Below are 24,930 nucleotides of genomic sequence, written 5' to 3'. Positions count from 1 at the left end.
ACGCTAAACAGCGTGGCTTTTTTTTGTCTCATTGAATTTAGTAAGCATGTACTCACTTTCTTGGTATCTCAGAAAAAATAACACCTAAGAAAGTTGAGGCGGTACTTCCGTGACCATCCTTTGTATCAAGGCTTTTAGTCGTTTCGGCTGGTGGCGGTCTTTATGATAAAGCAAATAGAGCGGCACTTTTTCCACTTCCCAATCAGAATATACGTTCTCCAATCTGCCCGCTTGAACATGGCTTTCACAGTACAGCGCTGGGAGTCGACAAATGCCGTTTCCTTGCAGCGATGCGCTCATTAGCACATGGCCATTTTTACATTGTAAATTTCCTTTCACGTCGACATCGACATGCTGAGAATGCGCATCCACTTTTACGTAACGCCAACGCGTGACCGATCCCGTCAAACAATCATGTTTCTGCAAATCTCGTGGGTGCGCAAGGCGACCGCGCAGCGACAAATAATGCGGCGCTGCGTAGGTGCCGATTTCAATGTCACCCAAGTAGCGGCCAATTAATCGTGAATCATTCAGCGCGCCCATTCGCAGTACGAGATCAAAACGGGATTCAATCAGATCAACGCGCTCGCTGCTGAAATCCAGTTCAACATGAATATCAGGGTGGTCAAAACAAAAGCGGTGGATCACATCACCCACCAGCGATTCCCCTAATATGCCCCCAACACAGTTCACCGCGATGCGACCGCGCAATTGGTCTGAATCATCAATGGCATCCGAAATGGCATCATCAATCTGCATCATCGCCGCTTGGCAACGTGTAAAGAAGGCTTCACCTGCGGTGGTTAAACGTTGAGAACGGGTGGTACGAATAATGAGTTGAACGCCGAGGCGGCTTTCAAGCTGACTAAGCTGACGTGACATGTGCGCTCGTGATGCACCGAGCTTTTCTGCTGCTTTGGAAAAGCTGCCAGATTCGGCAATCGCCACGAACGCGCGGATATCACTGAGGTTGTCATTCAATGGATCTTTATTGGTGCTCATTACACAACACTGAGTTTTATTGTGACATATATATCAACAATCATGACTTATTTAGAATGCAGCCTCAATAAGAAACACCCAATAAAAACGCAATAACAAAAACAAACAATCCGATCGAGGTAGAACATGAAAAAGTTAGTTGTTATCACAGGTGCAAGTTCAGGCATTGGTGAAGCCATCGCAAAACAATTCTCAGCGCAAGGCCATCCACTGTTACTGCTTGCGCGCCGTGTTGATCGCTTAGAAGCCCTAAACCTACCAAACACCTTATGCAAACACGTGGATGTCACTGATAAAGCCTCTTTTGATGACGCAATCGCAGCAGCAGAAGCCATGTACGGCGAAGCGGATTTGCTGGTTAATAATGCCGGTGTGATGTTGTTGGGCGACATGGCAACGCAAGACGCGGCGGAATGGCAGACCATGTTTAACGTGAACGTGGTGGGTTTGATGAACGGCATGCAAGCGGTGCTAGCGCCAATGATTGCGCGCAACAGCGGCACCATCATCAACATCAGTTCAGTCGCAGGCCGTAAAACCTTCCCTAACCATGCGGCGTACTGCGGCACAAAATTCGCGGTACATGCGATTTCTGAAAACGTCCGTGAAGAAGTGGCAGCAGCAAACGTTCGCGTGATCACCATTGCCCCTGGCGCAGTAGAAACGGAATTGCTTTCTCACACCACCAGTGACGAAATCAAAGCGGGCTACGAAAGCTGGAAAGAAGACATGGGCGGCATCCTCGCGGCAGATGACATTGCCAATGCCGTGACTTACGCATACAGCCAACCACAGAATGTGTGTGTCCGTGAAATCGTACTAACGGCGACGCGCCAACAGCCGTAAGGTTTTTGGAAGTCGGTTAAGCAAAAAAGCCATCTGAAAAGATGGCTTTTTTCGTTCTGTTGCTCACCGTTGATACGTATCGTGCCTTGTTGCGTTTTGATCAGCGAGTAGCGATGATCCGTCTTGTTCATTGTGTTATGTTATAACATAACTAAAAATAATGAAGAGACGCTAGCAATGTCGTCAAGTGTGCAAAATAAGTTGCCAGTCACTGTGCTGTCTGGCTTTCTTGGTGCCGGAAAAACCACCATTCTCAGCCATTTACTCAACAACGTAGACGGAAAGAAAATCGCCGTCATCGTGAATGACATGAGCGAAATCAACATCGATGCGGCGATCGTGAAAGACCAAGTCTCGTTGAATCACAGCCAAGAAAAGCTCGTTGAAATGAGTAACGGCTGCATCTGTTGTACGCTGCGTGAAGACTTACTGATTGAAGTGTCTGCGCTTGCCAACAGCGGAAAGTTTGATTACCTCGTGATTGAATCCACCGGCATTTCAGAGCCTCTTCCCGTTGCTGAAACCTTCACGTTCGCGGATGAAAACGGCGTGTCACTGTCTGATGTTGCCGAGCTCGACACCATGGTCACCGTGGTCGATGCCGTCAACTTTTTAAAGGATTTTGATGAAGCCAAAGATCTTACCGAAACGGCAGAATCGCTGGGCGAAGAGGACGAGCGAAGTGTGGCCGATCTTCTTGTCGATCAAGTGGAGTTCGCCGATGTCATTCTGATCAGCAAAACAGATGTGGCCTCGCCCGACGAGCTGCAGCGTTTAATCGCCATCCTCAAGAGCCTCAACACCGAAGCCAAAATCATCCCGATTGCTGAAGGCAAGGTAGACACTGATACGATCTTGAACACCCGTCTCTTTGATTTCGATCGTGCCCAACAAGCACCGGGTTGGTTAAAGGAAATGCGCGGCGAACACATACCCGAGACGGAAGAGTACAACATTGGCAGCTTCAGCTACTTGGCGCGCCGTCCTTTCCATCCTGAAAAATTCCATCAATTCCTTCATCGCACCGAAAACTACGGGAAATTGCTGCGTTCGAAAGGGTATTTCTGGCTAGCGTCTCACCCCGATTTCGCATGGCAATGGAGCCAAGCGGGTGGCATGGCGAGATACGGTGCAGCAGGACTCTTTTGGAAAGCCGTTCCAAAAGAAGATTGGCCGACAGACAGCGATTACCTCGAATCAATCCAAAAACAATGGGTAGAGCCTTTCGGCGATAAGCGACAGGAGCTTGTCTTCATTGGGCAAGGGTTAGATCAGGCGCAAATGATGGCTGATTTGGATGCGTGCTTGTTGAGCGACGATGAACTATCAAAAGGCCACGCTTACTGGCAAGGCGTAAACGACCCATTTATTACCGCGGAGTGACCACATGTATTCTGATATTTCCCCTACTCAAACGAGCGACACTGAACATCATTCAACGGCACTACTGACACGCACAGAAGCGATAGGCCCACATCCAACCGTGCTGGGTGATATCTACCGTGATGACACCAACATTGCGATTTGGGAGCGCGATCTTCCAGAGGCGCTTCAACATGCGGTTAGCGCCTTGATCAGTGAAAAGCCTCACTACGGCGTGTCACTCAACGTCACACCAGACAATGTGCGTGAAGGCCTAGAAGAATCGCTCGATCTTGTGGTGCATCAAACACTGATTAATGACATCGAACTACTGGTAAACATGTTTTGCTGTTTGTTCGATCTCAAGCGAGTCGGTTTACGATTAACCGTGATTGATAAAGCCATGTGCCCGCGTTTTCACACCGACAAAGTCCCGTGCCGCTTGGTCACCACGTATCAAAACATCGCGACAGAATGGCTACCGCATAACCTGGTTGATCAAACGAAGTTGGGCAGAGGAAGTAACGGGAAACCGGATAGCGAGTCTGGCCTATATGCGCATGCAGAAGACATCCGACAGCTCAACTGTTTTGACGTCGCCTTACTCAAAGGAGAAAGCTGGGAAGGAAACGAAGAAGCAGGTCTCGTGCACCGCTCCCCCGCGCAGGATCCCGACCAAAGCCGACTGCTTTTAACGCTCGATTTTGCAGATTAATGGAATAGGTAGGGTTCGAGCCAGAAAGCCTTAAGCATATGGCCCCAAGCCCAAGCCCAAGCCCAAGCCCAAGCCCATGCCCATGCCTAACGCAAACAGCCCCCGTTGGGGCTGTTTTTCATTATCAGTGATCAAGCGGCTTTCGCCATACCAGATAGAGAACAAACACGCCGCCCAATGCAGCAGTGACAATGCCGACGGGCAGTTCTTGAGGCGCTAACACAGTGCGACTGACAACGTCACCCAGCAACAAAATTACCGCGCCCCACAATGCAATTAAGGGAAGTGCCAGCTTGTGTGTCATGCCTGAAAAGGGGCGGACGAGATGAGGCACCATCAACCCGATAAACCCAATCACGCCCGTGAGTGAAACGATCGATGCGGTGCAAAAAGCGCAGCAGAGAAACACTTCGCTTTGTAGCCGATGCACATTGATGCCGAGAGAATGGGTGGTTTGTTCGCTCACCAGTAAAGTGTCGAGTTCGCGATACCGTTTCAGTAGCAATACCACCAAACACAGTACCCCAACAGCGGCAAAAAAGAGGTTATCCCAACGGGCCAACCCCAAGCCTCCCATTGTCCAAAACAAGATGGAACTCGCTGCGCGCTGGTCGCCGGAATAAATCAGAAAACTGGTGACCGCACCAAACAAAAACGAGATCGCCAAGCCGCACAAAACAAGGTTGTTGTCGCCCCGTTTTTTCTGCATCGAAAACAGAAAAAGCACTGCAGATGCAGAGATGATCCCGCCGCAGAACGCTGCAATCGGCAATGACCACACGCCAAGGGCATCCCCCACTTGCGTGATCACCAATACTGCGCCCGCAGATGCACCCGATGACAAACCAAATAAGAAGGGATCGGCGAGGTCGTTTCGTGTCGCGGTTTGAAGCAATGCGCCAACCATGGCCAAGCCCGCCCCTGCAATCACAGCAAGTAACGCCCTTGGCAACCTCAAATCAATGAATATGCGGCTTGCCATGCTGATTTCTTCATCATTGAAAGAGAGCAACCCGACAAGCACATCATTCCACGTCAGTGGCACGGCGCCAAACTGTAAACTCATGGAGAACGCGAACAGCATGGCGGCGATGCCAACCAGCCATGCCATCCGGTATTTTTGGATTTTCATTCGGCGTTACGCTGCCTTCACCTTACTGTGGGAAGAAGGTATCTGAGAGCTTTTCAATGGCTTCGATGTTGGCTGGCCCTGGCGTCAGCTCTTCGTAACGCAGCTTTACATAGCGCTCAGAAGTCACGGCATTCGTGTGTTTCATGAGCGGATGTTCTTCCAAAAAGCGCTTCAAGGAATCCGCGCCGTTCGCCGTTTGATAGTCGAGAAGAATAATCACATCAGGGTTGGCACGCGCCACGTTCTCCCACGATGTGCGCGCCCAGCTTGTCGGCATGTCATCCGTAATGTTGCGCCCCCCTGCGACCTCAATCATGGCGTTAGGCATGGCGTATTTCCCCGCCGTGAAGGGTTTGTCTTCGCCCGAGTCAAACAAAAAGACGTTCGGAGGAGGCTTACCAGCACTGGCCTGTTTGTTCGCCAAAGCACTCAGTTTGGCTTTCCACTTGGTGACGAGTGCTTGCGCTTCATCTTGCTTATCAAAAATGATCCCCAGCTTTATGACGTCGCCATAAAGCAATTCCATGCTGGCAGAGCCATTTTGATCGCCGGTGTGAATGCAGCTTTCAGTCAGCACCAAGGTGTCGACACCGTAGGGTGCAAGTGTCTGGGGCGTGACATCCCCACCGACCTTCATGCCGTAATTCCATCCCGCGAAAAAGAAATCAGTATTGGCCGCGAGTAATGTTTCCAACGAAGGATATTTGGGTGCGAGCTCAGGAATATTTCCTAAGCGCTTTTCAAAAGAGGGTGACATTTTGTACCAGCCAGAGATGCCCGTTACGCCGACCATGTTTTCCTGAAGCCCAAGCGCAAACGCCATCTCGGTCATGTTGATATCGTGAAAAACAGCACGCTCTGGTTTCTTCTCAATGGTCAGTGGACTGCTGCAGTTATCGACGGTAACCGGGTAGTTGGTATTTGCTGCATTGACTGCAGCGATAGGTGAGAGAAAAAAGAACAGCGTCGAGATGACAGACAACTTCATTAGAGGGTTCCTACTGCGGGTGAATGAAAATGCGTTTGCGCCGCTTCAAAGTGATGAATCGTGCGATTAATGTGTGGGTGATTGATTGGGATAACGTTCAAGCCAAAAACGGGCGTAATAAATGTGTTTTGCATAACGATGTCGGGCGACGCGAAAGCCACCATTTTTTGCTTCGACATGAGCAACACTTTGTCGGCAAAGGGCGTCACCAGAGGTAAATCATGTAAGACGGCAATAGAGGCAATGCCTCGCTGTTTCACCAAGGTCAGCAGCTCAAGGCGGGCAAGGTGATCAAGGTGGTTTGTGGGCTCATCCAACAGCAAGAGTTTGGGCTCTTGCGCGAATGCCCGCGCAATACTTGCCCGTTGCTGCTCTCCCCCTGACAGGGAGCCAAAAGGTTGGTCGGCTTTATGCGAAAGGCTGACATCTTCAAGCGCTTGCCGAACAGCCCTCTCATGCTCACGCTTACCGCAACAAAAGGTATGAGGCACGCGTCCTAGCCAAACGTATTCGCTGACGCTCAAGCGAGGATCAACATGCTCATGCTGCGCGACAACGGCTACGGTCTTTGCCATTTGTTGCCTCGGCAGTGCATTCACGCTGACGCCCGCGATCGTTAATGTGCCCATCACGGTTTGGTGCTCGCCCGTCATCGCTTTAAGCAAGCTGGATTTACCGCTGCCATTAGGGCCAATAATGGCCACGCACTCGCCGCTGAAAACGTCGAACGTCACATCATTTACCGCTCGCCAGCCAGAAACCCCATCGGCACATAGCCCACGGGCAGACATTATGGGTTGTTCCATTTCATCCATTTGCATCATTGCATTAGCGCCTAAGTGTTATGTTATAACATAACACTTAGGCGCTAGCGGTTGTCAATAACGGAGATCGTCTGCGCGGGTTGGTCGGAGGTCTTTCTCAAGGAGAACACAGAGAAAGCAGAGGAAGACACTCTTAGAGCGGAGTGGTAAGAAAAGTGGTCATCGAAGGGCTGAGGTGGCATACGCTGGCGAACCGTGCGCATCACGTTTTTTTGTATGTATGTCGAACTCAATTGTATGTTTTGTGATCATAGTTACATTACTCACGGTGTTCCCTCTGCCGTTACTTTAGTAGGCTTCGAGTTGTTTGGGTATAAGTATCTGTTGAGTGGTTTGCGTAATAACCACCATTCCATTCCCCCGCATTTTAAAAGACGATAACAACGATGTTTTCTCGATTGGCCGTACAATCTATCTGTTATGTGATGTTGTTTGTCGTCTCGATAAGCACGACGTCTTTTGCTATCGGCGAGTTTCAGTCCCACAACCCTGTTTCAGCCATCGAGTTAGAACATGGCCATGGGCATGTCTATTCTCATCACCATGGGGAAGAGACAGAACACCCATTTCATCACGATGCCAGCAATCACTCGCACGACAAGGCCCACTTCAATGGGAGTCGTGTCTTTGTGATTTGCGCGTCTTTAGATGCCCAATTAGTTATCTCTGTCATTGGGTTACCTATACGTACCCCCTTCCAAATAGAGCGCCCTCCGAAGTTGCCATTGTTTGCTTAATATCCGCTACGCTGAAAACGTAGCGATACCATCATTCAATCAATATTACGGAGTTTTTATGATGTTACTTTCTTCACGGGAAGAAAGCCTGCTACCTATTGGGTTGGGAAACCACGTTAAAAAAGTGCTCTTTTTTTTCTCTCTTGTCTTACTCATGGTGATGAGCACTGATGCGCTTGCACATGCCGTCGCGCAAGGTGACAAAGGGTATATTCAGGAAATCACAGGCACAAACCTCATTGCGTTTATCTACCTAGGTGCAAAACACATGGTAACGGGGTATGACCATATCTTGTTTCTGTTTGGTGTTGTTTTCTTTCTCTATCGACTCAACCATGTTGCGTTGTATGTCAGCTTGTTTGCTCTAGGGCATTCCACAACCATGCTGCTGGGTGTTTACTTCAATATAGGGATCAACAGCTACATCATTGATGCCATTATCGGGCTTTCTGTCGTCTACAAGGCCATGGATAACTTGGGTGCGTTCCAGCGATGGTTTGGTTTTCAACCCAATACAAAACTGGCAACGTTATTATTTGGCTTCTGTCATGGGTTCGGTCTTTCCTCGAAAATTATCGATTACAACATCTCCCCTGATGGGTTAATGCCCAATCTCCTTGCGTTCAATATTGGCGTTGAAATCGGTCAGATGCTGGCGCTTTGCGTCATCCTGATTGTGATGGGGTTTTGGCGACGACACACACATTTCTATCGCCAGGCGTATACCGCCAATGTCGTCATGATGAGCTTCGGTTTCATGCTCATCGGTTATCAGTTAACGGGCTATGTTGTTTCCCAATAATCTAAAGGATTGAATTATGTATAACTCAGACATGCCTACCCGTGCAGAGTTGCCTTCTACCAAACAGCTTGTTCGTTCCACACTTATCGCATTGGTTTCGGCCATTGTGATTCTCGTAGCAGTGATCTTGCCTGCTGAATACGCGATTGACCCTACGGGCGCTGGTAAAGTGTTGGGGCTAACAGAGATGGGGGAAATAAAAAACCAGTTGGCACAAGAAGCTGCCGCAGACAATGCCGCTAAACAAACGGTCGTCATTGTTGAAACGACCGAACCCGTCACCGCGACTGAATCCACTGCTGAGTCAGCATCCGTCGTTCAGACATCTGATGCACAAGCCCCTGAGTGGAAAGATACTATCTTTCTTACTCTCAAACCTGGGCAGGGCGCGGAAGTGAAACTGGTGATGGCAAAAGGACAGACTGCAACGTTTGATTGGAAATCAAAGGGTGGGCCTGTAAATTACGACACACATGGTGATGGAAATGGCCGTTCTATCAGCTACGAGAAAGGTCGAGGTGTACCCAATGACCAAGGTGAGCTGCTCGCTGCATTCACTGGCAACCATGGATGGTTTTTCCGTAACCGAAACGCCGACACTGTCATGGTGATACTTAAAACCAATGGCGAATATGTGGAAATGAAACGCGTCCTCTAACAAAAATCCCCCCTGTATTGTGCAGGGGGGGTTATCTTCATTTTTTGTCTCAGGCTCAATCAGGCCAATAACTTCTAGCATGAAAATACCCTTTACGTGTTATCGCAAACACTCTTTGCGAATCGTTGCACTGAGTTTTGTCTTACTATTCCTAATAGTTATCTGAGCAAAAAGCCAAGTTAAAAAAGTCGCCTATGAAGCGACTTTATAAAGTTTTTGGCGAGTTTTATTCTTTGACCCAACCTTGTTGAATAGCATGAATTTTAGCCTTGCTAGTCAATATAAAACCTTCAATAGTCTCTCTGAATTGGGTGCGGCGATAATCTCTTTTAATGAAACCATCTTCTAATAGCTCACTAATATAAACCTCAGCGAATATCTTAGAACAACCTAGTTGCATGTGAAGTTCGTCGAAAGTGAAAAAGCCATTACCTCGGTTGTAGCTGTCTATCCAACTTTTTAGTAGTTCCGTTTTCTTATCGGTTACACTTTCTGCGGGTTTATCTACCACAGATTCAAAGGGGTTGTTACCGACAGGTGGCTCTTTGAATAATGGAGCTTCATGAATTTCACGGAGTAAATTATCAAACTGCAGTTCAAACTCGTCTTCACGAGAGAAATTAATGTGAAGGCGGCTCTTAAGAAACGTCGGTACATGGTGAGTACCGTTTTGGCGAATTAGAGGAATTACTTTTTTGCTATCGACTTGGCTCATATAATCGGCAGTCATAATCATCTTCTCGTAGCCAACCCCACCAAGTCCGTCGTTAGCTTTAGTTACGTAAGTATCGGTGCAAACCATAATGATACGATCTGATTCCGAAACACTTCTCTCCATGAAACTACCTAAATCATCACCTAGCCCAACACGGAATTGGTCTAAAATGGCGTCAACACCAGAGTTTCTAAGGCGCTGAGCCAGCTCTAGAACCCACTTTTTGTGAGCTTGGTTATCATGAGAATAAGAGATGAATACTTTAGGGACAGTCGTGCTCAAGATTAATTCCTTGTCATAGTTATATCGTACTACATATTGTGCTAAAGCTCTGAAATTTCAAGGATAGCTAGTGAAAAATATGAAACCATAGGCATTTGGTGTTAATCGACTAACAATCACGAATAAGTGTTGCGCAACCGAAACTTTTTTGGATGTTGAACAAGCCCGCCCTCTATTCAGTAAATTGAACGAATACGGACATGAAAGCTGTTGTCCTTTTCGGAATGAAAGCATTTTTGCCCAAACTCACCTATTCGAATCTAGCTGCTTAGAGTGTCAACCCTAAGTCGTTTCTGCCCAAAAGCGATTTAGGGCAATCCCCCTAAATCGCTTTTCCACAAACTGCCGAATGATCACGGACAAATGTAAGAATGGATGGTGATGCTGCTTATCTATGGCAGCACTGTCTAGGTCTATCCAAAAACCGCCCAAAAGCTGCCAATGTCGGGCTTTGCTTTCCACAATCCCAATATTCCCAGTTCTAGCACGCTATACGGTTTGACAGCTGACGTTGGCCCGTCCTTTACTTGGTGATGCGTATTTAGTGACTAGGGAATCAGGCATGGGTCAGCACACTTTTTTGCTTCACTCTAAGAATTCACCGGCGGGCGATCAGCCAGAAGCGATAGCAAAGCTCATCGCAGGGATTGAGGCGGGGAAAACGCATCAGACATTGCGGGGCGTAACAGGATCAGGCAAGACATTCACCATGGCAAACATCATTCATCGTTTGCAGCGACCCACCCTTATTCTTGCGCACAACAAGACGTTAGCCGCCCAGCTTTACCATGAAATGCTGGCGTTTTTTCCGCAAAACGCTGTGGAGTATTTTGTCTCTTACTATGACTACTATCAGCCAGAAGTCTATATTCCTGGCAGTCAACGTTTTATCAGGAAAGACTCCGCGGTGAATGCGCAGCTTGAACGCTTGCGGCTGTCGACCACGAAAGCGCTGATTGAGCGCAAAGATGTGATTGTGGTGGCGTCTGTGTCCTCGGTATATGGTCTGGGCTCACCCGATGACTACCGAGCGCTGCAAATTCCGCTAGCGCTTGGGGCGCAACTCAATCTTATGGTACTGGAGAACCAACTGGCCAAACTCCACTATGAGCCCGGCGGTGAGCCTTTGTCGCGAGGGAGCTACCGTATTAGCCCGCATAAGGTGGAGATTTTCCCGGCAGATTCAGAAAAAGAAGTGATTGTGGTCATGCTCGACAATGCCAACGTCATTATGCAATTGTTGCGGGTGGATAATGCGACCGGAGAAATCCTGGGGGAGTTGGAACACTATCTCGTGTCACCCAAAACCCTGTATTCAACGTCTCCTGAACAGGTTGCCCGTGCCTGCAAAGCGATCGAAGCCGAGCTTGAAGAGCGCACTGCAGCGTTGAGTCGTAACCATCAGGTGGTGGAAGCTGCGCGGCTTTACGAACGCACCACACGTGACATAGAAATGCTGCGCTTGCAGGGGTATTGCGGCGGAATAGAAAACTATGCGTCTTACCTCACGGGTCGAGACACGCGCTTGCCACCAACGACCTTGATGGATTACCTCCCAAAAGGTGGGTTGCTGTTTATTGATGAATCCCACGTGATGGTGCCGCAAATTCATGCCATGTATAAGGGCGATCAAAGTCGTAAAGACACCCTGATTGACTATGGTTTTCGTTTGCCGTCTGCCAAATTTAACCGTCCTCTTAGCTTTGAAGAGTTTGAGAAGATCAAACCACAGACCATTTTTGTGTCAGCGACACCCGGTAATTACGAGGTGCAACGCTCGGGGGGAGAGGTGGTTGATCAGGTTATACGCCCGACCGGATTACTCGACCCAGAGATTGAAATTGTGCCATTGGCGCAAACACAGGAAGACTTAATGGCACGGGTTCGCGCCTGCATTGAGGCTCAAGAACGGGTGTTAGTGACCACGCTCAGTAAGCAAAGTGCTGAAGCGCTTTACCATCAATACATTGAGGCAGGCATCCGTTGCCAATACATTCACAGTGATGTGAAAACGGAAGACCGCATTGAGATCATCCGTCAACTTCGACGTGGTGAGCTGGATGTGTTGATTGGGATAAACCTACTGAGAGAGGGACTAGATATTCCAGAGGCCTCCTTGGTCGCAATCCTGAATGCAGACCATGCTGGCTTCCTACGCTCCACGGAAGCACTGATTCAGATCATTGGACGTGCGGCCAGAAACGCGAAGGGTAAGGCTGTGCTCTATGCCGACAGTATTACACCAGCGATGCAAAGCGCCATGGATGAATCTAACCGTCGCCGAGCTAAGCAAATTGCTTATAACGAGGCGCATCAACTGCAGCCGAGAAGTTCGAGCCGGACCATTGATCCTGCCATAGCGCAACCACTTGAGAGCAAAGATGCCTTAATGTGCGCCACGCTTGAGGAACTGTGCCACCGGATCACGGAAACTGAGCGAGAACTGTTAAAGGTGTGTGCCGAAAATGGCGGAACGGAAAATGCGGAGACCAATGCCTTACGGGCGACACTCGATACCCTCTATCGGCAGTATATCTTTATGTAAGCGGTTGATGCTCTTTACTGAAGTGCACTTTGTTGTCTCTTTTTGATGGCGACGACTGCACCTAGACATAATGTGAACGGCATCCCGAGGCAGTGACCCAAAGCTCATCGCAGACTCAGCGCACTGATCATCCATCGCGGATAGTGTAAAAATGGGAAACAAACCTGTTTATGTACATAGGACGTGATAGTCATGACGTTGTTAAGTGTGAAAAGTGGGGTTATTGGCTTGGCGGTCATGCTGCTGAGTGCAGCTTTGCATGCAGAAGCGGTATGGATAGATACACGAAGCGCAGCGGAGCATTTTTTTGATAGCATTCCGGGGGATGTTCGCTTCTCTCACACCGATATCGTGAAAGAAGTGTCAGCGCTTTATCCGGATAAAAGCCAAGAAATTCGCCTGTATTGCCGCAGCGGAGTGCGTTCAGGTAAAGCGATGGAAGCGTTAAAAGCAGAGGGCTACCAAAACGTATTTAATGCCGGCGGCATTGACGACGCCAGAGAGCAGCGAGGTTTGTTCGCTGAATAATACTATCGTGTCTGAGCTTGGGTTCAACGAAACACGGTCTCGTTTCACTCCAAATGCTCTGTTGAACAAAGGGATGAACGCATAGGCGGGTTCAACCCTTTGGTATGCTGACGAGTCGTTACCATTTAACGGGACGATTTACGCCTCTTCCATCTTCAATGGTGGTTTTGATGACATTGTCCCCCTCTTTCGCTTGCAGAACAGCATAGTAGAGTGGCTCGTCAGTGAGGTTTCGCCAACAGCGAACACCGTTAGGCGAAACGCGCACCACCGATCCGGGCTCTACTTCAAAGCGCTCATCGTCGACCATGACCTCTCCTTTCCCACCCATGAATATGTAAATTTCTTCGTGTTCAACGTGAGTATGATGAAAAGGCATAGATGCATGCGGTGCGAGCTTATTGAGTGAAAGAATCCCGCCGGACATGCCCAGTGCTTCGCTGACAAATACCTTACCTTCAATCTGAAATGGCACTGCGTCATGCGCAAAGGTGAACTGGTCAATGTTATCTAAGCTACCGGTTGAGATAGCGCAGTGGTTACGTCCTTTTGAAAGTGTTTTTAGATTGTTCATTGTGTCGATCCTTCGTTTAACCATCTGAAATATAAATTGAAAGTGTTTTTTACGAGAAAGAAACCATGGATTGTTTTCTCTCTTTTCTGAGGGTAGATTAAGATGATTGACTATATGTTCAACATAATATTTTGGAGTCGGCATGCCTTGGCCTGAATCGAGAAAACTGGAAACGAGAAGGAAAATTCTGAAAAGTGCAGTGAGGCTTTTTGCAAAGAGAGGTTTTAATAACGTGTCGTTGGGAGATGTGATGAAAGATGTCAAACTAACGCATGGCGCTTTTTATGCGCATTTCAATTCTAAGCAAGAACTCTACAAAGAAGCGGTATATTCCGCGACGGAGTACAGCCCGTTAGCTGGGATAATCAGAGAGTCTGAAGGCGCGCTGAACGTTGAAACGATAGTGAAGACATATCTTTGTGATGACCACGTCGAGCATAAAATATCGCCATGTCCGCTCGCAGCATTCGCCACAGATACCTCCAATCAAAACGCAGAGACAAAGGAAGCCTATACCCTTGTGTTTCAAGGGATGATAGATATATTGGAAACCAAAACGGATGGACGTATCACTGACCGGCAAAGCGCCTTGTCAATGGCAGCGTTATTGATTGGCGGGGTGGTAGTGTCACGTGCATTAAATGACAAAGAGACGATCAGCGAACTGTTAGCGGCCTGCATATCTAAAGCCCCACAATTGTTGAAGTGAAATCGTCTGCTTTTGTCATTAATCTTGCTGTATTTTTGCATTTAAATCGATGTTAAGTACTCTGTGTTGCTGCTCACAATGACGATAGTTGCAAAGGTTGCCTTTGGTCTATCTCCCTTGTTTGGTCGTCTAGGTATGTGAGCCACGCATCGACCGTTAAGGGTTTGGCGAAGTAGTAGCCTTGCGCTAAATCACACCCTATTCCGCGGAGTGTGTCGACGTGAGATTGGGTTTCCAGACCTTCTGCTACCACGGTGAGATCCAACACTTGTGAGAGTTTCAAAATGGCCTGAGTGATTTCAAGGTCAGACTTTGATGTGTTGACATCTTTGATGAAGCTTCTGTCCAGCTTGATGTAATCGGCAGAGAGATTTTTAAGAACGGAAAGGGAGGAATACCCGGTTCCAAAATCATCAATCGCAATTTTGTAGCCTTTCGCATGGAGCGTTTCTATCGTTCTTACGCAGGTTTCAAAATCCCGCATCATGTCGCGCTCAGTAATTTCAAGGATTAGCTGGCTTGGCTTACAGTCGGTTTTATCAAGTATGTGCTGCAGCTGGTCAGCGAGATCTGTCATATAGAACATTCTGGCGGAAAAATTCACAGCAATGACCATGCAATCTGTGTTTATACCATTATGTTTCCAATCAGTGAGGAGCTGTGCCACCTTCCTAAATACCCACTTATCTATGTCAATGATAAGGTCGGATTTTTCAGCCACTTCAAGGAAAGCGGAAGGAGGAAGTAGGCCAAGTTTTGGGTGTTGCCATCTGATTAGTGCTTCCGCACCGATCGTGTTGCCCGTATCGAGGTTTACTTTTGGTTGGAAGAAAACGACTAACTCATCGCGGCGTATAGCGTCATGTAGGCCTCGATGTGTTTCAATGTGCTCATTGATTTCAGTTGTCATTTCATCGCTGTAAATACGGTACTGATCGCGACCTTGGCGTTTGGCGCAGTACATAGCGGTATCCGCATTTCGAATCAAGGTTTCGCCATCACGCCCGTGTGCTGGGTATTCACAGATGCCAATGCTGGCAGAGACAACAATGGTGTTGTCGACGATGTGATAGGGCTTTCTCAGGGCTTTGTTGATTTTCTGGGCGACTTTTTCTCCCTGTATCAAGCTGGTGTTTGACATCACGATCATGAACTCATCGCCCCCCATGCGGGCGACAAAGCCTGACGTACCAATCAGATCGGAGAGTGTTTTGGAAACGTTGGTCAGCAAGCTATCTCCGGCGGCGTGGCCCAATGAGTCATTGATTGTTTTGAATTCATCAATATCGAGATACAACAACACAAATGCGCTCTGACTTTTTTTGGCGAGGTCGATATTGCTGTTGAGCGATTTGGTGGCGAGCAAACGGTTACCGAGACCTGTTAATGGGTCATGGTGTGCGAGAAAGTCGAAGTTTTTCTTTTCATCGCTGATAGCGCTATAGGCTTCAGACAAGCGTGCCGCCATGTTGTTATAGGCGTTTTCAATGTCTCCCCATTCATCTGTCCGGCCCAAGTTAATAGGCTTCTTACCGTCTGTTAACAGGTGATCGAAGCCGTTTTTTAGATCATCAAGCGGCTTCTGAATGTGTCGTCGTATCACGCGGTTGATGAGAAATACGGAAAAGAGAAAAGCAACACAACTGATGGTAATCGCATTGATTTTGGAATGGCGAATGACCTCTTCAAGTTGACTGGTGAGGGTGAGGGTCTGAGATTGCACTCTCGATTCAGTGCGTTCCACCATTTCGAGCAGTTCTGTTTGCGCGTCAACCAATGCAGCCATCACTTTCCAGCGTTGATCCAAATTGGCTCGGATTTTTTTTAGCGCAGCGTGATAGCGTTTCAGTGTTATTTTCATTTGTGCTTTATGCAGCGAAACGTCTTGATGCTTGATGTCAACGTTTTCAAGATGAAGCAGGAAAATATCTAACTCTTTTTCGGCCTCGATCAGTAATACCTTCTCTGTCTCTGGTGTGATTCGACTATGGATATCGCCGACCATTTTACCGACAGTGAGGAAGGACTCCCTAAGCATGCTGATGAGGTCTAATTCATTGTTATATTTTATTAAATCCTTTTTATTTGACTGTTGAAGTTTACTTTGAGCAACCGAGAACTCGAGTTGATCGAGCTGTTTCGCCAGCATGCCGTCAATGGCATTTGTTTGCTTCAAGATGCGATTAAGTCCTAAGGAACTACCCAGAAAGCGGTGAAAATTTCCTATAAACGCGTCGATTTTGTAAGAAAGTTCTTTATTGGCAGAAAGGCCTCTTAGCCGTTGCAATTGAAAATCGACATTGAAAGCTTCTTCCGACAGCACTGTCTCACTGAACAGAAAAGTCTGCTCCAACAGCTTTACGCGTGAAGTGAGCGCAAAAACCCGACGACTGATTTCAGAATTAACGATCAATTCAGACACGTGGTTAGAGGCTTCGTTCTTCAATATCGATTCAACATAAGAGAGTGAGCGAATAACCAGAAATACAGCGAAGCTGAAGATAAGAAGAGACAGCAAGCTCGACACAATCAGTCGTTGAGTCACGCTCATTGATTTTAGGTTCATTGTGGCTTCCAAATCTTAAGGTATGCTTCTCGATAACCGTTTTTAGGGTCGTAGATACCGCTTTTTTGTCTAGTAATGAGCTCTCCGATATTGTCTGGTGTGACGATATGTACGGGCGCGGAATAGCCGCTTGGAGGGAGCTTATGAAAGGCTCTGTTTAGCTCATCAGTTATCTGCCAGCCCTGCAAGTATAATGGCTCTGGGACAGTTGCGAACTGGAACTTGTTGTTATGAATACGTTTGTATGCTGCTTTGCTGCCATCTCCCGCAGAGATATTTTGAGGGAGCGGTATGGTGCGCGCAGCGTTGGACTCTAGTGAGGGAATGGCGTAGTCAATATAAAGGTCATTAATGGCAAGAATATGTGTGATTTTTTTGTCGTATTTGTTCCAAAGCGTGTTGAATGCGTTAGGCATTTTTTCTGCGATTTCATCAAGCGGGAGTGCATTAATTTCTAGAAGTTCACAGCCTTCGCAACGGGAAATTGTTTTCGCCATAGCGTCGGCTTTGATAGACGCGATTTTGTAATTTGGGTCGGTGAAAATCAGTGTGTTTGCTTGGCCTTCAGAATCAACAATGGCAAGCAATGCAGCCACTTCAGCAACATCAAGAGGGTCTGTGGTAATGTTCATATACAGACCTATTTCGCTGTTACCACCTGCCAACTCAGTAGCATGCCAACCAATGACGATGATGCCACGGCGTTTCGCTTCTAGCAGAATGTCCTTGTGCCTTTGAGCATCCAGCCCACCCAGCACAATGGCATCGGGTTGAAACCCGATGGCCTTTCGGATACCAGCTCCCTGCCGAACGGCGGAGCCAAGCCCATCGATAAACCTCAGATGCCAATCTAAGTGTGCGATCGCTTCAGACATGCCTTTGCCAACGCCATACACCCCACCATTTCTTAAATCAGACGCGACGAAGATAATATTTTTACTTCGCACGATGTTTGGGCCTGTTGTTGGCCCATCCCAAACTTCTCCGCCCTTTATCGCTTTATTTACTTTTTCTTTCGCGTAAACAAGGAATTCTGCTTGAGAGGTCGTAACCTCGGCGAGGCAAAGTGAACTAAGAGTAAGTGACATGAGTATAAATATCGACGAAAAAAATCTAGTCATAATAAAAATATGATAATTCTAAGTTATGGTTTGAGTGTACTATTGATGATTATGTTAATCGTATTTTGTAGTCTGGTATACAATATGGATCGAGAAATTAAAATAGATATCTTTCGAGGCCTGATTCTGTGCTTATGTGTAATTTCCGGGTCTGTCTTTGCTGATGAAGATGTAAAAACATTTAATTTCCAACAAACTGTCAGTGACAAACCATTGCCAACGATTGCGGGCATGGTAAAGAAACCTGTGCGTATAGCCCTTATTTATCCAAGTTCTGATATTTCAGACTTTTGGGTGAAGAATTACACTGCGCTGAGCAAACGCTTATTGGCCCTAGCATTGCCCTATAAGATTGACGAGTTTACGTCGAAGCAAATCGAGCACTCGTTGCAGACCCAGCATACCGAGCATGTATTGAATGCCACTGAGCCTTACGACTTTGTCATTTTTGGCCCGTCTGAACTCGGCTTTCAAGCAAAGAACATCCAGAAACTCGCCGCCTCAGACAAGTTCAAAACCTTCATTTGGGCTTTCCACACGCCAAACAGTGAATGGACTTATCAACCCGATGCGTGGTTCGATTTTTCGAGTGCTATGGGGGCAGAGGTTCTGTGCAGTCATGTTGTTGAACACTTAGGCGAAGGTGTGGAGTTTGCGGCAAATAGAGGTATTCCTGGGATCACCGACACCCAGCGCTCAAAAGGTTTTATCGATTGTGTAGAACAAAAAGGTGGTTGGATTAACGTGTATGAACACTTTGGTCAATACCAGAAACTCGGCGGCGCTGATGGGGTAAAATTAGTCCTCGCTAACTTTCCTAGTGTAACGATGATCCATAATGCCAATACTGCGATGACCATGGGGTCGATTGATGTACTTCGCCAAGAAAAGAAGCTTTCAGACGTGTATGTAACCGGCTGGGGAGGCACAGCAAAAGAGATTGAAAGGATCCGGTCCGGTGAATTGGATGCAACGCCAATGAGAATGAGCGATGACTTAGGGGTTGCTACTGCGGAGGCCATCAAATTTTACATAGAAGGCAAAGCGTCTGACGTGCCGAAAGTGTACTTAGGGCGAATCACTGTTGTCCATAACAAGATGAGTAAAAAAGAATTAGATAAATTGACGGAAGAAGCCTTTCGTTACTCTCTAAGTAATTAATAGATAATTAAGTCTAATCTTATATTAAACATTAGTAATATATAATAAACAGTGAATTCAATGTGTGTATTATTTTGTTTTCATTTCAATTAATGTCGACTGGTTACGTCCGGGAAATAATGAAATAGCATCAATATGCATTTAGTTTACTATTAATCATTCCAATGTGTTAAGTGTTGTCTTATTTTTCGTACGGCCCAGCCTCAACAAATCTTTATATCCAAACAAATTGAGATTGAGTTTTCTAAGAGGTGTTCAACCGCATCCCGATGGTGTTTTAATATATTCTGTTGGCATTCAACGCGAAATTGCTGTGGTTTAGGCGCGGAATAAACATACAGACAGAGGCATTCATACATAGGCTTTCGTTGACGCCACAAAGGGAGAACACCTAAAAATCACACGCCGCGTCGAACGTCATGCGTTGGTGCGTGTAAGGGTGATCAAATGAAAGTTGTTCTGCATGTAGGTGAAGGCGTGTGTCGGGTTCACCATATAAACCGTCGCCAACCATTGGCATATTCAGCCCCATCACGTGTGCGCAATGCACTCTGAGTTGGTGGGTGCGACCGGTTTTCGGCTGCATGTGAAGTTTACTGCGACCGTTGTCGGCGTGGATGAGCTGCCAATACGTCGTCGCAGGTTTGCCATGTTCAAAGCAAACCAATTGGCGTGGTCTGTCGTCAGGATCGCCGCGCATCGGCAGGTTAATCTCACCGCTTGGCTGTTCCACAATCCCTTCCACCATCCCGACATAGCGCTTCTCAACACCACGGGTGATGAATTGTTTTTGCAGGTTTTTGTTTGCGCGTCGAGTAAGGGCAAACACCAACAAGCCGGACGTCGCCATGTCTAATCGATGCAGAACAAAGATCTCTTCAACCTCTGGCAGCATGGTAATCACGCGGGTGTAGGCCGAATCTTTAATGGTTTTACCCGGCACGGAGAGCAGGCCTGATGGCTTGTTCACCACGATGATGGCCTCGTCCTGATAAACCACCTCTAACGCTTTGTCTTCTGCCCAGTTGGTTTCAAGCGGGTTTGGATCAACCGTTAACCCTTCCAGCATGTGCCCCAGAATGGGATTGCACTTGCCGTGGCATGATGGGTAGAACTTTTTATGCTGACGTACTTCTGATTTCGGTGAAACGCCCCACCAAAACTCCGCCATCGCGAGCGGGATATATCCGTGCTTGTAGGCATAGTGCAGCAGCTTAGGTGCTGCGCACTCCCCAGCCCCTGCAGGCGGCGTCGGGCTGGTGGTTGGGGCAAAAATGGCGTTGAGGGATTTTTCTTCACCGTTCGCATTGAGGAAGCAATATTGCTCAAACAGTTTGTTTTGCAGAGCGTTCGACAAGGTTTTACGTTGCTGCTTCGCATCGTCAATGGCGGCGGTTAGCGCGGTTAACTCAGCGTGAAGGGCGTCGATTTTTTCATCCCATGCCATCTTGAGGTATTTGAGATCGTTTTTTTCGGCAACGCTTTGCTTGGCAAGTTGCTCTAACGCGGCGTGCAACGCCTCGCCCGTCAAGTGGGCTTCGGCATGCTGGCGCTGCTGTTTACGCTCTGCGCGTCCTTCAATCATGGTTTGTCGCTGTTGTTGCTCTAGCGCTTTGTAGTCGGCTTGGTATTGCGCGACTTTGCCACTCAAGTACGATATTTGAGGGTTGGCAGAAAGGGCTGTGACTTGCGCGTTAAGGGTGGTGATCGCTTCCAATTCGGTTTGGAAGAAACACTCCTCGGCCAGCATATCAAACACAGGAGGTACGAAGTTCGGCAGGATGTTTTGATCAGCAATTTTGCCGGAAAACGCACTGAAATAGCCGAGCTCCCCGCGTGGAGAGCGCACCAGCAAAACGCCAAACATTTTGCCTGTGCCTTCTGCCGTATTTTCGCCATCCAGTTCGTGCTCACTGTTAAGCCCAAAGTCGTGCTGCCAATCGATTTGCGTGGCAAGGTGTTGCTGTAGTTCTTGTGAAGCACGCACACAAAGCGGGTGTGGCTGATAGTAAAATGGGAAAGTAAACGCGCTCGGCAATTCGAGATGATCGATATCGGCTTTAAAGCGGGTAAATAGCCCGTCTGGTGTGAACGATGCGTCTGGGTGCATGGTAAAAGTCTATCAGCAACTCGATTGGGGGCGTGATTTTACCTGTTTAAGTGAAAAATACTACTTTGGTGATGCAACAGCGCCTACTGCTCCAAACTGGTTGGGATTGGCATCCCTAAGGCTGTGAGTTGTTGTCTGAGGGTGTCTTGGCCATTCTCTTGTTCATGTCGAACCTGCGTCTGTTCGAACTCTAGTGGGATTGAAAAACGCATTTTGTTTCTTTCTTCGAATACATTGAATTGAGGTTGCGAGCGACTGATTTGTCGGTCTTCATAGGCGATGGGCGTGTCGGAAAAATGCGAGATTCGAACGGCCTCAAGATGTGGTGGTGTTTCCTCCACGTCTTGCCAAACGACAAAACTTTCGGAAGAGTATTCAGCTTCAACGACAGCATGTAGGTCAACGTATGCATGGCCTTCGCGCATGGTCGCGGTCGCAGCGCGAATCATCGAAGCGAGGTTTTCGTTATCGTTTATAGCTTGTTGGAGTGCATTGGGCACTCGTGCTTCTATCGCATTTGATAATCGATTTCCGTCAACCGCACTTTCAACCCAGCCAGCGAGAAAAGCGGCGATTAATGAGATCAGGCCTGCGGCTTCGATAGACATCGCGCCACGTTGTGAACGTCTGATACGGGATGAAGGGATCCTGAGCCGTCTTGAACGTCGAGTAACGGGGCCACCTTCGTTTCGTTCATGGTGTGGTGGTGGCTCACGGCGTGGGAAATCCCATTCAAGGTTGCCCGTTGTTCGTGTTCGCTTTGCGGAGTCTGCAATGCGTTCTCGTGAGCGACGCGCTCGCGTTCCGCCTTGACTTGCTGCTTCTTGATACTGATACCCGTAAGTGGTGCGTGTATCGGGTTCACCATCGGACCCTCTGCGTCCTCGTCGTCTAATTATTTGGTGGATTCTGACTTCGCAGTCTTGGTCAGATGGTCCGCAGGGCTGACGTTCTGAATACATTTCGTGAATGCGAACACCACTGCCTTGTTGCCTGAAGAATTCGTCCACCATGACTTCGGTATGAGCGACCCCTGGACGGTTTTCAAAAACGTGTGTTTGCCGAACGCCATCGCTTGTAGAGTATTCAACGGCCATCAAATTGATGCTATCGCCAACGTGATGGTTATCACGACGGTAAGCTTGAGCCACACGACTGAGATGGGTAGAGCCAGGGACAACCTGCTCGGGCAAGTCGTGGCATTGAATACGCGTCGTTCGTCCCTCTGCTTGTTGAACAACATGCGCCAATTCGTGAGCAAGCAAACTTCGTCCCGTGCTTGTGTGAGGACGATAGAACCCGTTGCGAAAGGCAATATGATGGCCAACGGTGTAAGCCGACGCGTTTAGTGATTGGGTTGAAAGGTTGGCAAACTGACCGGTGTGGATCCTTACCTTGCTAATATCTCGCTGCAATATCGGTTCAAAGAACTGGCGAGAAGGTTGATCGAGTGGAACGCCAGATTCACGGATTGTTTTCCCAACGGAGGTGGGTGCGATCTGTGGGCGGTGAATATCTCTTGATGATGAGGAATAAATGCCGCTAACCGTGGCGGCTGAAAATTGGTCTGCTTCACGATCAAGCTTGTGATTGGGTGGTTGCACACGAAGACTAGAGGATGAAATAGAAGGTTGAGTGGATAAGGTTCGGTAGGCTGGCCAGTTTCGCTGGGGCGCAATGGCGTTGCTCATGCTTCCATTGTATATGCTCGTTGAACTCAACGTGTCTTTTGATGGTGTTTTATCCGCCAGTTTTATAGCATGCATTGATGAGCGCCACGCGCATTGCTGAGCCTTAGTTTTAGTGTATTTCAGATTGAACGTGGCAGTATTGTGTTGGCATTTCACTCTCAAAAAAAGCACGGCTTTGTAAGGTTCATGCATTTCAGCTGCCCGTGCTTTTACGCTTAGGTATCTATACACATGGAAGCATTGCCGTATCTCAAAGAGGTTAACTTAAAGCGGGATCGGGTTGATTCATTTAGCGCCTACCCGTTTTCTATTCCGGCGGTGAATCATCTTGATACGCTCGAATTTGCAAAAGACGTGACTATTTTGGTGGGGGAGAATGGCAGCGGGAAATCGACCTTGCTAGAGGCCATCGCCGTTGGAATGGGGTTTAACGCTGAAGGCGGCACCAAAAATTTCAACTTCGGCACCCGATCTACGCACTCGTCTCTCTATGCGTATTTAGGTTTTTCAAAATCCTACAAGAAGCACCGTGATGGATTTTTTCTGCGTGCGGAAAGCTTTTACAACGTCGCCACGAACATTGATGAATTGGATGAAGAACCCGGGCCCCAGCCGCCGATCATCAATTCATACGGCGGTGTCTCTTTGCATCATCAATCTCACGGTGAGTCGTTTCTTGCTTTGATGGTGGAACGATTTGGCGGGGAGGGGGTTTATACCCAAACGACCTGAATATGCTGGATTCAGCGAGTTTGACTGGCGTTGTGATCGCGGCGTCCCTTTGCCGATGTGGTCACCCCCATCAAAAAGGGACAACAAAGAGCACGGCGTCAGTCAACTCGCCCGAAGGGAGGCCCTCAATGCGCCCACTTCTTCGTTAAATTCCACGGAAATAGAATGACTATTCCTCGTAAAATTCACCTCGAATTGAACGCATTGATAACCTCTGAATGCGAGCATCTTCAGGTCGTTTGGGTATATATTCTCGACGAACCAGAGGCGGCGCTGTCGCCAACCCGACAGCTCTCCGTATTGAGCCGAATGCATCAACTGGTGAAAGCCAATTCCCAGTTTATTATCGCAACGCATTCCCCAATATTGATGGCGTACCCAGGCGCGCGGATTTATCAGATCGATCAGTCTGGTATCAACCAAATCAAGTACGAAGACACCGAGCATTATCAGGTCACCAAAGCATTTCTAAATAATCCTGCACCGATGCTGGCACAATTATTTTCGGATTAATCGCGCTTATCGGGCTTTGCAACCGCTTGGCCATTGTCCTTGAAAAACGGCGTCGGCACGTTGTTGCCCTGAATTTTGTTCTTGAGCATGAACGACATCATGGCCGCGAGTGAGGCAAAGGAAAACTTAGGGTGTGGGTTAGTGGGTGGCGTGCCTTTGGCAAATTTGCCCATGACATAACATTTCACTGGGCCAACAGCGGCTTCTTTGCCTTCACCTTGAAGCGCGGTGAGCGGAATGCCAGCGAACGGCATTTTTCTGCTGATGGTGTTAACAATGGGGGAGTGACAGCACGCGGTGTAGAAGCGATAAACGCCTTTGGGTGTCATGCGCATGCAGCGCAGTTGGTCTGCCCCTTGATAGATTTCCACTTGCGAAGGTGCCAGTTGGAATAAATCTGTGCCGCCAAATTCATCCAGCCATTTCTCTTCATTGCCAATGTACTTTGCGAAGCCTTGGCAATCGTCACAGTAGCAAACCATATGGTTGCCTTTCTTGGGTGACACATTCTTGACCGTGCCTTTTAATGCGCCGCAATCACACTGCAATGATAAATCTGTCATAAGAGAATTCCATCCGTTGAAAAAGGTAAGCGAATTATTGCTACCCTCTTTTGA

Annotated in this window: 23 protein-coding genes; 12 read left to right on the top strand and 11 right to left on the bottom strand. The window is 47.9% G+C overall.

Translation table 11 applies throughout. The annotated features are described in order from the left end of the window. Nucleotides 1-84: 84 nt before the first annotated feature. Nucleotides 85-1,002 (bottom strand): LysR family transcriptional regulator, encoded by a 918-nt coding sequence (locus tag BM082_RS14905; protein ID WP_017015070.1) that lies wholly within the window; start codon nt 1,000-1,002, stop codon nt 85-87. 126 nt (nt 1,003-1,128) lie between these two features. On the opposite strand from BM082_RS14905, the gene BM082_RS14900 reads away from it, so the two are divergent. The 3 genes from BM082_RS14900 to BM082_RS14890 all read left to right on the top strand — a co-directional run bounded on the left by BM082_RS14900 (nt 1,129) and on the right by BM082_RS14890 (nt 3,925). Beyond that, entirely contained in the window at nt 1,129-1,848 is a 720-nt protein-coding gene (locus BM082_RS14900; RefSeq protein WP_017008976.1) for an SDR family oxidoreductase, read from the top strand. 177 nt (nt 1,849-2,025) lie between these two features. Next, on the top strand, nt 2,026-3,231 hold the full coding sequence (zigA, locus tag BM082_RS14895; protein ID WP_017015069.1) for a zinc metallochaperone GTPase ZigA: 1,206 nt from the start codon (nt 2,026-2,028) through the stop codon (nt 3,229-3,231). 4 nt (nt 3,232-3,235) lie between these two features. Beyond that, on the top strand, nt 3,236-3,925 hold the full coding sequence (locus BM082_RS14890) for a DUF1826 domain-containing protein (protein WP_017015068.1): 690 nt from the start codon (nt 3,236-3,238) through the stop codon (nt 3,923-3,925). A gap of 124 nt (nt 3,926-4,049) precedes the next feature. Here BM082_RS14890 and BM082_RS14885 read toward each other — a convergent pair whose 3' ends face one another. The 3 genes from BM082_RS14885 to BM082_RS14875 form a co-directional block, all read right to left on the bottom strand. Continuing rightward, nucleotides 4,050-5,009 carry a FecCD family ABC transporter permease gene (locus tag BM082_RS14885; protein WP_035014999.1) on the bottom strand — a complete coding sequence of 320 codons (960 nt, stop codon included), beginning with the start codon at nt 5,007-5,009 and terminating at the stop codon, nt 4,050-4,052. A 70-nt stretch (nt 5,010-5,079) separates the two neighbouring features. Next, a complete protein-coding gene (locus tag BM082_RS14880) occupies nt 5,080-6,045 on the bottom strand; it encodes an ABC transporter substrate-binding protein (RefSeq protein ID WP_017015066.1) in 966 nt (321 codons plus the stop codon). Beyond that, a complete protein-coding gene (locus BM082_RS14875; RefSeq protein WP_074927536.1) occupies nt 6,045-6,836 on the bottom strand; it encodes an ABC transporter ATP-binding protein in 792 nt (263 codons plus the stop codon). Before BM082_RS14875 ends, BM082_RS14880 begins: the two co-directional genes overlap by 1 nt. A 419-nt stretch (nt 6,837-7,255) precedes the next feature. Here BM082_RS14875 and BM082_RS24800 point away from each other — a divergent pair, with 419 nt between their 5' ends. From BM082_RS24800 to BM082_RS14865, 3 genes are read left to right on the top strand one after another with little or no spacing between them, the layout of a single operon-like run. After that, nucleotides 7,256-7,606, top strand: coding sequence for a hypothetical protein (locus tag BM082_RS24800; protein WP_131800110.1), 351 nt, complete (start codon nt 7,256-7,258; stop codon nt 7,604-7,606). Nucleotides 7,607-7,664: 58 nt separating this feature from the next. Next, on the top strand, nt 7,665-8,408 hold the full coding sequence (locus tag BM082_RS14870; RefSeq protein WP_017015064.1) for a HupE/UreJ family protein: 744 nt from the start codon (nt 7,665-7,667) through the stop codon (nt 8,406-8,408). 16 nt (nt 8,409-8,424) lie between these two features. After that, the gene (locus BM082_RS14865) at nt 8,425-9,066 is read left to right on the top strand and encodes a transmembrane anchor protein (protein ID WP_074927528.1); all 642 of its coding nucleotides are present in this window, start codon (nt 8,425-8,427) and stop codon (nt 9,064-9,066) included. 226 nt (nt 9,067-9,292) lie between these two features. Here the strand turns inward: BM082_RS14865 and BM082_RS14860 are convergent, their stop codons facing one another. Further along, nucleotides 9,293-10,063 carry a toll/interleukin-1 receptor domain-containing protein gene (locus BM082_RS14860; RefSeq protein ID WP_074927526.1) on the bottom strand — a complete coding sequence of 257 codons (771 nt, stop codon included), beginning with the start codon at nt 10,061-10,063 and terminating at the stop codon, nt 9,293-9,295. Nucleotides 10,064-10,625: 562 nt separating this feature from the next. On the opposite strand from BM082_RS14860, the gene uvrB reads away from it, so the two are divergent. Continuing rightward, the gene (gene uvrB / locus BM082_RS14855) at nt 10,626-12,608 is read left to right on the top strand and encodes an excinuclease ABC subunit UvrB (RefSeq protein ID WP_074927524.1); all 1,983 of its coding nucleotides are present in this window, start codon (nt 10,626-10,628) and stop codon (nt 12,606-12,608) included. 192 nt (nt 12,609-12,800) lie between these two features. Then, on the top strand, nt 12,801-13,136 hold the full coding sequence (locus BM082_RS14850) for a rhodanese-like domain-containing protein (protein WP_074927522.1): 336 nt from the start codon (nt 12,801-12,803) through the stop codon (nt 13,134-13,136). A 118-nt stretch (nt 13,137-13,254) separates the two neighbouring features. Here the strand turns inward: BM082_RS14850 and BM082_RS14845 are convergent, their stop codons facing one another. Continuing rightward, entirely contained in the window at nt 13,255-13,710 is a 456-nt protein-coding gene (locus BM082_RS14845) for a cupin domain-containing protein (RefSeq protein WP_017016126.1), read from the bottom strand. Between the two features lie 142 nt (nt 13,711-13,852). Here BM082_RS14845 and BM082_RS14840 point away from each other — a divergent pair, with 142 nt between their 5' ends. After that, entirely contained in the window at nt 13,853-14,419 is a 567-nt protein-coding gene (locus BM082_RS14840) for a TetR/AcrR family transcriptional regulator (protein ID WP_074927520.1), read from the top strand. A 73-nt stretch (nt 14,420-14,492) separates the two neighbouring features. On the opposite strand, the gene BM082_RS14835 is transcribed toward BM082_RS14840, so the two are convergent. Together BM082_RS14835 and BM082_RS14830 are read right to left on the bottom strand one after the other, a co-directional pair. After that, the gene (locus BM082_RS14835; protein WP_074927518.1) at nt 14,493-16,985 is read right to left on the bottom strand and encodes an EAL domain-containing protein; all 2,493 of its coding nucleotides are present in this window, start codon (nt 16,983-16,985) and stop codon (nt 14,493-14,495) included. After that, nucleotides 16,982-18,073 carry a substrate-binding domain-containing protein gene (locus BM082_RS14830; RefSeq protein WP_074927516.1) on the bottom strand — a complete coding sequence of 364 codons (1,092 nt, stop codon included), beginning with the start codon at nt 18,071-18,073 and terminating at the stop codon, nt 16,982-16,984. Before BM082_RS14830 ends, BM082_RS14835 begins: the two co-directional genes overlap by 4 nt. Nucleotides 18,074-18,190: 117 nt before the next feature. On the opposite strand from BM082_RS14830, the gene BM082_RS14825 reads away from it, so the two are divergent. Next, on the top strand, nt 18,191-19,267 hold the full coding sequence (locus BM082_RS14825; RefSeq protein ID WP_074927514.1) for a substrate-binding domain-containing protein: 1,077 nt from the start codon (nt 18,191-18,193) through the stop codon (nt 19,265-19,267). Nucleotides 19,268-19,658: 391 nt separating this feature from the next. Here the strand turns inward: BM082_RS14825 and BM082_RS14820 are convergent, their stop codons facing one another. Both BM082_RS14820 and BM082_RS14815 read right to left on the bottom strand, forming a co-directional pair. Continuing rightward, nucleotides 19,659-21,377, bottom strand: coding sequence for an RluA family pseudouridine synthase (locus tag BM082_RS14820; RefSeq protein ID WP_074927512.1), 1,719 nt, complete (start codon nt 21,375-21,377; stop codon nt 19,659-19,661). Between the two features lie 83 nt (nt 21,378-21,460). Next, nucleotides 21,461-23,068, bottom strand: a complete 1,608-nt coding sequence (locus tag BM082_RS14815; RefSeq protein ID WP_074927510.1) for an eCIS core domain-containing protein — start codon at nt 23,066-23,068, stop codon at nt 21,461-21,463. A 231-nt stretch (nt 23,069-23,299) separates the two neighbouring features. Here BM082_RS14815 and BM082_RS14810 point away from each other — a divergent pair, with 231 nt between their 5' ends. Together BM082_RS14810 and BM082_RS14805 are read left to right on the top strand one after the other, a co-directional pair. Next, entirely contained in the window at nt 23,300-23,800 is a 501-nt protein-coding gene (locus BM082_RS14810; RefSeq protein ID WP_074927508.1) for an AAA family ATPase, read from the top strand. A gap of 165 nt (nt 23,801-23,965) precedes the next feature. Beyond that, nucleotides 23,966-24,313: an AAA family ATPase gene (locus tag BM082_RS14805; protein ID WP_074927507.1), complete on the top strand. Its 348-nt coding sequence runs from the start codon at nt 23,966-23,968 to the stop codon at nt 24,311-24,313. Here the strand turns inward: BM082_RS14805 and BM082_RS14800 are convergent. Beyond that, nucleotides 24,310-24,876, bottom strand: coding sequence for a DUF6151 family protein (locus BM082_RS14800; RefSeq protein WP_074927505.1), 567 nt, complete (start codon nt 24,874-24,876; stop codon nt 24,310-24,312). The genes BM082_RS14805 and BM082_RS14800 overlap by 4 nt on opposite strands. Between the last annotated feature and the right edge of the window lie 54 nt (nt 24,877-24,930).

Source organism: Enterovibrio norvegicus DSM 15893 (assembly GCF_900115495.1).
GTDB lineage: Bacteria > Pseudomonadota > Gammaproteobacteria > Enterobacterales > Vibrionaceae > Enterovibrio > Enterovibrio norvegicus.
This window is presented reverse-complemented; position numbering and strand designations above follow the sequence as displayed.